Origin of the sequence: Deinococcus sonorensis KR-87, assembly GCF_040256395.1 — a bacterium.
GTDB lineage: Bacteria > Deinococcota > Deinococci > Deinococcales > Deinococcaceae > Deinococcus > Deinococcus sonorensis.
In genome coordinates this window covers 112,756-124,860 of record NZ_CP158300.1, presented here as the reverse complement: position 1 = coordinate 124,860, position 12,105 = coordinate 112,756, and the positions used below count along the sequence as shown (strand labels likewise).

Annotated in this window: 8 protein-coding genes; 3 read left to right on the top strand and 5 right to left on the bottom strand. The window is 66.5% G+C overall.

Translation table 11 applies throughout. The annotated features are described in order from the left end of the window. The first annotated feature begins 267 nt into the window (after positions 1–267). On the top strand, positions 268–855 hold the full coding sequence (locus tag ABOD76_RS20710) for a hypothetical protein (RefSeq protein WP_350245608.1): 588 nt from the start codon (positions 268–270) through the stop codon (positions 853–855). Positions 856–918: 63 nt separating this feature from the next. On the opposite strand, the gene ABOD76_RS20705 is transcribed toward ABOD76_RS20710, so the two are convergent. The 3 genes from ABOD76_RS20705 to ABOD76_RS20695 are packed head-to-tail and all read right to left on the bottom strand — an operon-like array spanning position 919 to position 8,625. Further along, positions 919–3,786 (bottom strand): RNaseH domain-containing protein, encoded by a 2,868-nt coding sequence (locus ABOD76_RS20705; protein WP_350245607.1) that lies wholly within the window; start codon positions 3,784–3,786, stop codon positions 919–921. Between the two features lie 56 nt (positions 3,787–3,842). Further along, a complete protein-coding gene (locus ABOD76_RS20700; protein ID WP_350245606.1) occupies positions 3,843–7,229 on the bottom strand; it encodes a hypothetical protein in 3,387 nt (1,128 codons plus the stop codon). After that, on the bottom strand, positions 7,222–8,625 hold the full coding sequence (locus ABOD76_RS20695) for a hypothetical protein (RefSeq protein ID WP_350245605.1): 1,404 nt from the start codon (positions 8,623–8,625) through the stop codon (positions 7,222–7,224). Before ABOD76_RS20695 ends, ABOD76_RS20700 begins: the two co-directional genes overlap by 8 nt. 500 nt (positions 8,626–9,125) lie before the next feature. Here ABOD76_RS20695 and ABOD76_RS20690 point away from each other — a divergent pair, with 500 nt between their 5' ends. Next, a complete protein-coding gene (locus tag ABOD76_RS20690) occupies positions 9,126–9,389 on the top strand; it encodes a hypothetical protein (protein ID WP_350245604.1) in 264 nt (87 codons plus the stop codon). Beyond that, the gene (locus ABOD76_RS20685) at positions 9,386–9,793 is read left to right on the top strand and encodes a hypothetical protein (RefSeq protein WP_350245603.1); all 408 of its coding nucleotides are present in this window, start codon (positions 9,386–9,388) and stop codon (positions 9,791–9,793) included. The genes ABOD76_RS20690 and ABOD76_RS20685 overlap by 4 nt, the downstream gene beginning before the upstream one ends. A gap of 532 nt (positions 9,794–10,325) precedes the next feature. Here ABOD76_RS20685 and ABOD76_RS20680 read toward each other — a convergent pair. Both ABOD76_RS20680 and ABOD76_RS20675 read right to left on the bottom strand, forming a co-directional pair. After that, positions 10,326–11,117, bottom strand: coding sequence for a hypothetical protein (locus ABOD76_RS20680; RefSeq protein ID WP_350245602.1), 792 nt, complete (start codon positions 11,115–11,117; stop codon positions 10,326–10,328). Positions 11,118–11,151: 34 nt separating this feature from the next. After that, complete coding sequence (locus ABOD76_RS20675; RefSeq protein WP_350245601.1) at positions 11,152–11,694, bottom strand: hypothetical protein; 543 nt, start codon at positions 11,692–11,694, stop codon at positions 11,152–11,154. Between the last annotated feature and the right edge of the window lie 411 nt (positions 11,695–12,105).

Below are 12,105 nucleotides of genomic sequence, written 5' to 3'. Positions count from 1 at the left end.
GGCATGGGTTGGAATGAACCAACGGCCAATGGTTGAGTCTTCTTCGTCTTGCCCGTCCAGCGTAGGTCTGCGCTTACCCGCCTGACGCGGTCACGCCCTGCAGTTCGCCTTGGTACGGAGCGGTCGAGGCCGGCAGTGCGGTGCCTCAGCTTCAGGGTACGGGTGACGTGTCGGGGAACGGCCGCGTTCACCGAGTCATCGTGCGATCCCCCAAGTTCATCGATACCCCCGCCTGGGCATGGAAGGCCGGCCTTGTAGAGTGGGTTCATGCGCTTCCTGCTCCTGGCCGCGTTCCTTCTGACTACCCTCGTGCGCGCCGCCCAGGTCACCCTGCGGGAGGGAGAAACCGGCCGCCTGGGCGGCCTGGTCATGACGGTCCTGCGGGTGGAGGACCACCGCTGCGGACCCACCGAGAACTGCATCAGCGATGTGGTGGCCGAGGTGCGGCTTCAGGACGGGTCCACCACCCGGATGGCGGTCGTGAGCCTAGACCCGCTGCCGCCTCAGCCGTGGTCGGGACTCGGCGTCGTCCGGATGACGCCCGACCACGTAACCTTGACCGATCAGCCGGAGGGACGACCCGCTGGCCAGCAGGACACGCTAAAGCGCGGAGAAACGCGGAACGTCGGGCGGCAGCAGGTGACCGTTCAGGGCTGGGAGTCGGTGCACTGCGCCGAGACGGTGCTGTGCGTCCGACCGACGTGGAGCTACGTGTACCTGAAGGTCAGCAGGGGCAGCCGCATCAGCTCTCTCACGCTCGAATACCCCAGGGTCATGCCCTGGCCGGGCGTCACCCTGACCGGCGCGACCCTGGGCCCGCGCCCGCAGCTGACCTTCAGCGACCAGCGTCCCTGAATCCCCCGAGTTCACCGGGCAGCAGGACGCCAGCGAGTGTCGCTGGCGTCCTGCCTGTTGTTCTCAGAACAGCCGGTCGCTTCCAGGGTCGAAGGTGTCTTCCTGGTCCTGCGCCGCCTCTTCGTCCTCGTCGCTCAGGTCGTAGTCGGGAATGTACTCCTTGAGGGCCGACGCGAAGTGCAGCGGTCCGGGCGCGATGATCCAGCTGCCGAAGTGCGCGAATTCACGCCGCAGCGCTTCGACGAAGCGGGCCAGGTCGTCCGGGTCCAGGCCGCCCGAACGGATGACGGTTACGTCGATCGGGTTGGGCGTCTGGTACGCGTCGAGGTACGGGCCGCGCGGTTCGCTCGCCCCGGCTTCCTGCACCGGCCGGTGAGAGCTGATGCCGCGGGGCCGCTGGATGATCTTCGAGCCGAACGACAGGTACGTCTGGAGGTCGTCGCTCGCGTCGGTCACGCGGTACAGGTCCGCGTCACTCCACACGGCCGCCGGGACTTCCACACCGTTTTCGATGATCCGGACTTTCGGGGCGTCGCGCACGACTTTCGGGGAGACGTCCTGGCGGATGCGGATGAACGCCGCGTCCGGGCAGTTGCCTTCGAAGTGGTCCTGCCCGGCGAGGGTGATGTCGTTCGGGTTGACGTTCGCGTCGTTGAGCCACGACCAGTTGCCGTTCAGCGTTTCGGCGTCGGCGAGCACGATCAGCCTCGGGTGGACCTTGGTGCGTTCGATCAGGATATTCGCCATGAACTTCTGCGTGGCCGCCTGCCGGGCCTTGTTGGTCTCGGACGCTTTCTTTTCGCGTGCGAGGATGCTTGGGCCGTATTCGCTGAGCGCGCGGAGCAGCTGCGGCAGCGGCAGGAACGCGGTGGGCGTGGGATCGCTGTCGCCCTTGCCGAGCAGCACCGCGCCGGAGCACGCCCCGGTGACCGGGTCGAGTTCGATGGCGTACGGCACGAAGCTCGCGTCGTTCTTGTTGCGCTTCTTGCGGTTCACGCGGATGATGCCGAGGCCCAGCACCGGCCGGTCGGCGGTGCCGATCAGCTCTCTGGATTTCTCTTCGATGCCGTCCATCTTCCCGAGGCCCTTCCAGGCCAGGTCCCGCCAGGCGTTCATGGTGCGCATTCGGAAGTCATTCATGGCGTCCTCGTCTGGGACGCTGGTGCCGCGGCGGGTGCGGATCGGCAGCAGGTACTGCACCGTCACGCCGAGCGCGGCGTTCAGGGTGGTGCGGGCGACGCGTTTGTTGATCACGTCGTCGTGCACTCCGTCGTACCAGCGGTCCGCGAGGATCAGCACGCTCTGAATCGGTGCTTCAGGGTGGGCTTTCTGGTGGGCATTGAGGATGTCGATGAACGGCTTCCAGGCCTGGGCGCGCACCTTCGCCCGTTCGCCGGGTTTGGACAGCTCCTCGCCCGGGAGGTCCCTCATCCGACCGTGCACCGCGTCGGGCAGACGCTTGAGGAGGATGGTTGCGCCGGATTTCAGCACGGTCCGCAGGATCCGTTCCGCCTCAGCGGCCTGATCGTGAAGGTTCTTGCCGTAGGCAATCACGATCTGGTGCGTGCCGCCGTAATGCGCATCGATGTTCGCCTGCATCCGCGTGGCCCATTCACTGAGCTTGTCCTGCTGGGTCCTCAGCGCCGTCGCGGCTTTTTTCGGATCGACCGCTTCGGGCGTGGTGTCCGTCTCCGCCGGTTCGCCGAACAGGGACGGGGCCTTCTTCGACTTGACCTTTTTCTTCTTCGTTCCGAACGCACCGGCCCAGCCGCCGTCGAGGTCCGTTTCGCTGCGGGAGGTGGTCTCGATCCGCTGCAGGCCGGTCCAGGGCGTTAAGCCGAACGGCGCCACCAGATCAGCCACGCGGGCGAACGAGTCACGGCGGTCCAGGTCCGTCACGCCGGTCATGGCCGCTTCGGTCTCGGCCCGGCCGTTTTTGTGGGTGATCATCACCCAGTGCTCGCCGTACACGCCGGTCATCGCGAGGTGCTGAGCGCTGGTGAGGTTCGGCAGGCCGTAGGTGTCCGCAAGCAGGGCATAGTCCCGGCCGAGTTCAAGGTCCTTGCTCAGCTCGAACCGCAGCGCCCGCGCTTCCCTACCGGGCAGCACGTACCCGCTGAGTTTCTCGCGCCCGGCGGTGGGCGTGCGGGCCCAGACGAACTTCCGGTGGTGCAGCTTGATGATCGGCAGCTTCCGGCCGGGGTACGTTTCGACGCTGACTGTCAGGCCCAGGCTGAAGCGCACGTCGTACCCGCGCTCGTGCGGCAGGGTGATCACGTCGGTCATCAGGTCCACCTCGTTTGAGGTGAGGTCCCGGCGGATGGCGCGGCGCATCGGGCCGCGCCCCGGGTAGATCTCGTGCCCTTCGATCAGGTCAGCGACGTGATCGGCGAGCGCGGCGTACTGCCGGCTGCCGTACGGCACTTTCGCGGTCCCGGTCTGCCGGTTGGTCTCCCAGGACAGCACCGCCATGCGTTCCTCTCTGGCCCGCATGGCCTTTCCGTTCAATGCCAGCTTGCGCAGTTCCGAGGCGCGCCCGGGCATCAGCTTCCCCTGCGGGTCCGGTGGCTCAACCAGCGGCATGAGGGTCCCCAGGGCCCAGTCGGCGGCGGCCGCGTTCGCCGCGGCGGTGGCTCCGGTTACGTCTGTGCGGGTGAACGCCACGGTGCTGCTGTCTTTCGTGCCGAGCGAGGTGTCGGTGCGGATCACGCCTGCATCGCGGATCTGCAGGGTCATCCGCAGGTCCTGGGTCGGCAGGTTTTTCTTCTGCGTCGTGTACAGGTCGCTGCTCATCGACTTCACCAGCATGTGCGCTTCCGGTGTCCAGGCGACTTCGGTGGCGAGGTGAATCTGCCCTTGGGTGTGCTCGAAGGCGAAGGCCATGGGCTTCAGGACGACAGGTGCGGCGGGCGTGGCGGTGCGTTTCGGCATGGGGCCTCCAGGGTGCGGGAAGGGGAGCGTGGGTGGGGCGTCTGGCAGCGGGCGGTTCAGCCTTCGTCGTCGAACCCGCTGAGGTAGCGGTCGTCTTCGTCGTCCTCGGGGGCGAGGCCCCCGCCGGGTCCGAGGCCGTCGATGTCCGCGAACGCGTCGGCGAACGGGCCGTACAGCGCCTGGAAGATGTCCCGCTGGCCCGGGTCGGTCGAACCGACCAGCGAGCGCAGCAGGTGTTGCATGCCGACGAGCACGCTGCTGCGCTCATCGTCCGTCTGCCCCGCGGCACTTTTCGGCGCCCAGGCGGCGTCGACGAAGTGCACTTCAGCCGGCTGGCTGCGGCGGATGGCGCGGCCGATCGTCTGCACCACCGGGATCAGCAGGTTCGCCGCGAACGGCCGCACAAACTCCGACGGCAGCATGCTGGCGCTCATCGGCCGGGCCAGCAGGCGCATGACGCTGCCGAACAACTCACCCCGGGCGCGGCGCTGGGCGGCGCTGAGCGCTTCGAGCGTCTGCCCGGCGGCGCTGCTCTGGTCGAACGCTTCGGTGTCGCGGGCGATGCGCGAGAGCATCAGGGTCAGGTCCCCGACCACCGGGTGCGGGCGGATCAGGAAGTACAGCGTGCCGATCGCGGCCACGCCATTGTCCGTATCGTCCTTGTCGTCGGTGTGGAAGACGATGTTCACCCCGCGGCCCAGGGCGGTGACCGGGAAGACGATCACGTCCACGTCGTCCTGATGCCCGAGGCTTTCGACCTGCCCGCGCAGCACGTAGCGCTCGCCGGGCGGAGCGGCGTCCGGTTTGGCGCGCTGCACCCCACGGGCGCGCTCGGCGAGCTTCGGGTTGACCCGGGCGATCTCGCGGATCACTTCGGTGACCTGATCGTACGAGTTGACGATCAAAGCCGCCTTGCGGGTGCGGCCGTTCGCGGTGCGGCTGGCGCGGATGGACAGCTCGAGTTTGCTCAGGCCGCCGCCCTGGTCGGGCCGGGCGAGGTCCCGCACGACCGTCCGGAGGTTGGCGTTCATGTGCACGCCGGTGCCGCTGATGCGCACCGGTTCGTTTCGCTGCGGGTCGGTGACCGGCCGGAATTTCAGGGTGATGCGGGTGTTGTCCTGCGCTTTCGGGCGCAGCACGTAACTCGGCGGGACGTTCACGTGGTAGGCCGAGGCGTCCGGCAGCCAGGAGGTGGCGCTCGTCAGCAGCACGTTCGTGCCTTCCTCGTGCAGGCGCTGCAGCAGCATCCTTGGGGTGCTGTCGAGCACCAGGTACTCGATGTCGAAGCCGATGCCCTCGGCCTTGCGGCGGTACAGCACGCTGCTGAAGGTGCCGAGCAGGTTCCGCGGGACCATCAGGTCGAGGTCCGCACTGGCCTTGGCGCGCACCGCCTGCTGGAGGATGTCGTGCCCGGCGAGCGCGCGGGTGGCCCGCACCAGCTCCTGGTACGCAGCGATGGAGAAGCCGACCGCGACGGCCAGCCGGGCGATCGGGGCGAGCACTGCCTGGTGCTCCGGGGCGAGCAGCAGGGCGAACTGCACGGCGACCGCGTCCATCTCGTCTTCGATGTCGTCGGTGCGCTGCATCTGCGTCCAGTACAGCCCCAGGGCGCCGACCAGGGCGGTCCAGCGTTGCTGGAGTTCCTCACGCGTGAGGCCCAGCGCGTCTTCGACCGCCGGGCAGGGCGGGGGCCGGTCCGGGTTGTATGCGGCGTACAGCGCGCCGTCGAAGAAGGCGTAGATGCCGCTGCGGCGGTCGCTGCTGGCGTGGATCTTGAAGTGCTTGAGCGCCACGCGGATCAGGAAGTTGGTGGTCAGCAGCCGGTTCTCGAGCGCCAGGCTGAGGTCTTCCTGGTGGCGGTCTTCGAAGGTGCTGATCTCCTCGTGCAGCCGGATCAGGTGGCGTTCGAAGTTGTTCGCGGCGTGCGCGTGGGTGTACATCCGGCGGTCGGTGACGGCCGGATTGCCGTTCAAGGCGCGGGTGGTCACCTTCTGCGCTTCGGCGTGGATGCTGTCGGGGCTGCCGCCGAGCTTCAGGCTGTTCGCGCCGAGCTCGTCGAGCTTCTTCTGCGTCTCGTCGACCTCATCGAAGATCACCAGGTCGAAGGTGCGGGCGATCAGCTCGAAGTACTGCAGCCGCTCGGGCGTGGTGTGTGCCGGGACGGGCGTGTCGGCGCTGCGCACGTGGCCGAGCCAGACGCTGGCGGTGACCAGCTCGCGGTGGTTTTTCATGCGCCCGCAGCGGCTCCACACCGGGCACAGGTGCTGGACCGTGTTGCCCTTTTCGGTCTGGCGGTAGATGTGCTCGCACGGCGGGGCGTCCTCCGGGGCCCAGCGGGCCCAGGCGTCGTTTTCGTTCACGGCGAACGCCGGCAGCGGGCAGGTCTGCGCGAAGAGGTCCGCCGCGCCCATGGTGTGGCCGAAGCCGCCATTGCCTTCGGCGGCAATCAGCTCGGCGAGGCGTTCGCCGTGCTTGCGGTGGGTGCTTTCGCTGCGCCCGACGAGCATCGCTGCGCCGACGTTGTAGTTGCGCAGCCGGTCGAGGTACTCGCGGGCGACTTCGATGCTGGTGAAGAACACCGACACCCGCTGGCCCCGCGCCGCGAGGGTGGCGCACAGCAGGGTGATCAGGGTGGTCTTGCCGGCGCCGGGCAGGCCGATCAGGTGCTGCAATCCGGTGAGATCGAGCGTGTCGGTATGCGCGAGGCCGCCGGGCGTCACGCGCTGCAGGCTGATCACCTTGTCGAGGCGCGACCGCCAGTGCTCACGGTCCCAGGTGGCCTCGGGCGCCTGGTCGAGCAGGTCGAGCCGGTCGGCGGTGGCTTCGAGTTCCGCCACGGTGACGGTGAGATTCCGGGTGGGTGTGCGTTCCAGGTCGTGCTGCTTTGGCAGCTCCAGATCTAGGTCCGTCAGGCGAAGGGGAATGTCGATAGGGTCGGTGCGGTGCCGAAGCCGGGCGGTCAGGTCCCCGAGCGGGGCGACACTGAGACTCTGGCGCGGGCGGTCGGGCGGGGCGTGCAGCATGGTCCTGGCTTCTTCGATCCGCGCTTCGTGCCCGGGAATGCGGGTGAAGCTCAGATCGCCGGGATGGATGCGGAACGACGCCTCGGCGGTGCCGTTGTCCACTGCCCGCAGGAACGCCTTGACGGCCACCCGCACCGCGCGCGGGGTGAGCAGGTGCCCGGTCCGGCGCCGGAGGTTGCGCAAGGCGGTCTCGTGCCCCTGGGCCTGGACGGTGCGTTCGGTGACGCGCATGCCGGACAGCAGCAGCGGCAGCGTTTCGAGGGTGGTCTCGCCGAGCTGCTCAAGCAGGGTGCAGGCCCACTGGACGCGTTCCTGTCCGTTCCAGCCGGTGAAGAACCCGGAGGTGGAGGATGCGGCCTGCGTGGTTCTGCGATGGGTCTGAACCGCGGTCGGACGGGCGGTGCGGCGCGGCTCAGGCATTCGGGGCTCCCTTGATGAGCGCAATGGTGTCGGTGACGCTGAGCACCGTCAGCGTTCTGCGGGTGGAGGCGCTGAGGTTCTCCACCAGCCGGTCGATGTACTGGTCCTCGCGGGCTCGGCGGTCGGCCACCGCCAGGATCCGCCGGCGGTAGTGGCTCAGCCCGCCGATGCTGTCACTCAGGGTCTTGGCCAGCCGGGCGGGGTTGGCGTGGTCTTTGACGTCCACGCCGGTGTGCTCGCCGACCGAGACGTCGCAGCGGTCCAGGTGCGGGTAGAGCGTCACGTCCCGCAGCCCGGAATCGGTGAGTTCACGGTAGACGCGCAGTTCCTCGAGGGCCGGGTCAGCCCAGTAGCGCAGCAGTTCCGGCCGGGCGACGCGGGCGGTGTCGGCCGGCACGCCCGGGCCGGCCTTCGGGATGCGGTGCGCGGCGCGGCAGCTCGCCAGGCGGCAGCGGCCATCCGGATGCATCGGCCCGCGGCAGTAGGCGCAGCGGACCACCAGCGGCCCGCGGCGTTCGCTGGGGTGCACCGGCTCGTAGCACTGGTGGATCAGGCTTTTCAGCGGGGCGTTCAGGTGCGGGTCGAGCAGCAGTGTCCGCAGTTCCTCGGCGGTGGCGAGCGGCTGCTCGGCGATGAAACGCCGGATCAGGGTGTATGCCCCCGCCTGCTCGTCGCCCGGCAGGGTGCTCAGCGCGTCCATCAGCGCGCGGTGGAGCCTCGATTCGATCAGGTCGTCGACCCGGCCGCCCTGGGCGGCGAGCGCGTCGCACTCCTCGGTCGGGACGAGGTAGTCCGGGTCGACGAGCACCAGGTCGCGGTACGCAGGGTGATGGGCGAGCGGTGCGGGGGCCCACTCGCCCATCGGGCGGGTGCACATGTGGATCAGCGGGTGCACCGCGGCGAAGCGGTCTTCCTCGCCGGCGCGCAGGGCCAGCCGGGCCAGCCAGGTTTGCGCCTGGCGGAGTTCGCGCGGCAGCTCACTGATGATGCCGACGATCAATCCGTTCTGGGTGTTCTTGAACTGCCGCAGCAGCCCGGCGGCGAGCAGCCGGGCAGTTTCGTCGATGAACGCTTCGCTGCCCGCCAGCGGGGGGGCGGAGTGCGCTTCGCCGGTCAGGGCGTCCCAGAGGGCCTCGTCGGTTTTCGTTTTCAGGTCCTGCTGGATCAGCGGCAGCGGTAGGTCCTGTTCGCGCAGCTGGCGGATGCGCAGCAGTTCGAGGATGTTACGGCCGGTGAACTGCCGTCCGTCTTTGGTGAGCAGGTCGGCGGCGCGCCAGTCGCGGGCAAGGCGTTCGGTCGGCATGTGCAGGCGGTGTTCGGCGGCCAGCGCCTCAGCGCGGGTCAGGGCGGCGGACAGGGTCGAGCGCCAGCTGGGCAGATCCGGAGGCAGAGGCACACCGCCAGCGTAAACACTTACGTCTTGCGTGTCAAATGTTTTGACGCTTCAGGTGTAAAAGAAAGGTATACGCGATGAGGGGTGTCAGCTTGACACCTCCACGGTCGCACCTGCGAGAAAGGCGTCAGATGATGAACTCAAGGCAAAAACGAAAACGGGGTGAGTTGCAACTGGCGCACCTACTGACCAGCCTCGGTCACCCCGCGCCGTGGTCAGCGGCACGCCGGTGGGGGAAACAACCCATATCTCGTGTACCCATCGCTGAACGTGCACTGGGAGGTCAAGCTCTACGGTACGTGTCAGATGTATTCTCTTGTCATGATTCAATCGTGAACAGAACAGGCCATCCGCGATGCCGCCCCAGGCACGCTGCAGATGATTGCGCACCGCTGGAGCCGCTCGGCCTGGTGGGTCTGCCCGCTCCGGCCCTGGCGCGCGCACGTCTGGCTGCGCCTCGAGGAATTTGCCGCCGAGCTTCAACAGGGCCTGTGTGAGGCAGCATGAAGCGCTGCAACCAGGCCCAGCGCATTGCGGCCAGCCTGCGCCACCGGCTGAACTGCGCTGTTACCTCACGTGCGCTGCTCGATCTGCACGGCAAGATGCTGATGGCCGCCGACGATGAGCTCCGGGCGCGGGCGGTACCGACCGTGATGCTGTTCGGCGAGCGCCTCAGCTGGATGCTGTCAGGCCAGCGGTTCACGCTGGCGGCCCGAGCGAATAGCGTGCATGGTACTTGGGTCGGCGTTCCGCGGGAGGACGTATGACCATACGCACACGCCGGTACCGTCAGCCGACCGAGGTTGACCTTGCTGTGGAAGACCTCCCGCGTGTGGAGCGCCGCGCTCGCACGGCCATCACCACGGCACTCACGGCGGAGCTGGAACTGGAGATGCGCCTGCTCTCCTCGCCTGATGGTCGGGCTGAGCGCTGGGCGATGCTGGCAGAAGCGATGCAGCGGGCCGCAGAACCGAGCGGATGGAGGGTTGAGGGCCCGAACTACGGCCAGTCTCTGATCGAGGCGCACAACCGTTTCGGCGGGTACCTGGACCTCCGGTTGGTGGACGGGGAGCTCATGTTGATCAGCGGTTGGTCCGGCGGAGGTGTCCTCGGCCGACACGTCTTCGAACTTGCGCCAGGCGTGGCCGAGGCGCTCGCCGGGCAACAGTGATACGTCCCGCACAGCGTCGCGCTTGCAGTTATGCTATGAACCTGAGAGGTCCCGCGTGACCCGCTGGCAGTACTCGGACACGGAAACCGTCCTACAGGAGCGGGCGGAGTACACGCTGAAGCGCGTCGCAAAGGCGCTCAGCCTGACCACAGCAGAGAACTGCCTCATCGGGCAGGCACAACAGGTTGTCAGAGAAGAGAGATGTGCCGAGAAGCTACGGGAGTAAGCACACCGGGCGGACCAGAAGCGCATCGTCGGCAGCAGCGCACCCGGTCAGCATTAGGGATCGACTAGCGACCTAGTAGACCGCTGAGCCGAATGATTTTTGCGCGCAACTCCTCGTTGCCTTCGGTTCCCCGGCAGGGTGGCAGGCTCATAGACATGCAGCAGTGCTGATCGGGCTGCCTCGGCTCGCGCAGAATCTTCGTTGGCCCGCCGCAGTCACCGCAGGGGGGACCGTCCTCAACTGTTGTCTCGATATGCCAGAGCGTCATGCCGGCAGTCTAGTGTCGCGCCGCGATGGCTTTGCAAATCACCGCTTGTGTTGAGCGAGGATCCCGAGGAAGTTGTCGATAACCGCTGTCGTGTTATCCCAGGCGTTCTCAGCAGTGTAATGCTGAACGCACAGGATGCCTTCCTCTCTAAACCAATTCGCCTTCTCGGCATCTTTCTCGTACCGCCCGGTGTGCGCGGGACCTGAAATCTCCAGGATCCCGAACACACCGTTCTGGCAGACCAGGAAGTCAACCTCGCGGTGATCCTCGTGGAGTATGCCCGTTTTCGCCTTCACGGCGATCGCCAGGGGGAAGAACAACACACCTCTCCGCTCAAGCTCCTGCGCGATGCGCACCTCAGTCCGGCTGGCAAACTTCAGCTCGTTGTAGGTGATGACTTCTCGTTTTGGAGTGGCGCGCGAGAACATCAGATCAGTCACGAATGCCTGATTCGTCACACCGCCCTCAGCAAGGACGGCCTTGACCTTCTCCTGCCAGGCAGGATCAGGCGTCTCGAGCTGGACCCTGAACAGGACACCAGGCCGGTAGAAGGCGCCATTCCAATCCGTCAAATGGCCGAAGGCGATTTCTCCCAACGCGTCCCGTGTTGTCGCAGCAAACGGAAAATCAGGTCCGTCGCCGAAGTAGCTGAAGTAGGCGACCGGCACTTCGATCACGATGATCTGTTCGTGGTTGTTGCCGTCGGTTTCAAACGTGAACGTACTGTCCACCAGAATGCCCGCGAGAGTCTGACCGTTCTGCTGGAGCAGTAGTGAGACGAGAGTGTGTTTGAAGCTGTCTAAGAGCGCAGTGTCGGTGTCGTTTGCCACGCTGCAATTCAATCACAGGAGGTGAGCGGGTTGATTACAACTGGAAACTCTGATCGCGGTTTGGACCGTTTCGATGCTCGGCGTAGCGGGCCATGCAATAGACCAGGAAGCCGAGGACCATGAGCAGTAGAGCGGGTGCCGCCATCATCCAGAGACCACCCAGGAACAAGATCAGGAATCCGGCGATGGAGTGCGGGCTTGCCTTCACGCAGTCGGACATGTGCCAGGTGATCAGACAGGCCAGCAGCCCTGCGGCTAAGTAGGGAAGGCCCAGCAGCTTGAACCCGGCGAGGATCGGCTTGCGGAGCGCCCCGACGACCGCATAGATCAGCGCCCCTGCCGCTGCATACATAGCGGCAACAGCGCACAGTCCCAGCACCCAGAAGGGCAGGCCGGCATACGGCCAGCCCGGGTCTGAAAACACAATGTCGAACGGCCAGATGATGTGGTTGAAAAGCCATCCGACGGCATCAGTTGTGACCACGGCAAGCGAGTGCTCTTGATCCACCCGCTCAGCATACAGATAGACATAGGAGGTGAGCCGATGGCCGCCAAAGCAGAAGGGAAAGGCTGCCACGGCCACTCGCCCGCGAATACCAGCAACAACCACGCCAGCACGACGAACATCCCACTCGGGAAGACAAACACCGACCCGCGCACGAACCTGATGCTGGAGCGGTTCGCCCGCCAATACGTCGAGTCCGGGCGCATCTCAGAATGCGCTGTGCGCCGGCTACAGCCCTCAGACGGCCGACAGTCAGGATCCTCAGCTGCTTAAACACCCCCTAAAGTCGCGGCTCGAATCGCCATCTTAGTGGACGAGCAAATCGAGGCGGAGGGCGTCGGCTAAAACCCGTTCGTGGTCGCCCTAGCGAAGAAGGCCATGGCAGCGCTAACGATCACCATGCCGGACGTGGCGGAGTTCGTCTCTGGCAGCCTGAACCTGCGGAACATCACAAGCATGAGTGCTCAGCAGCGTCTCGCAGTC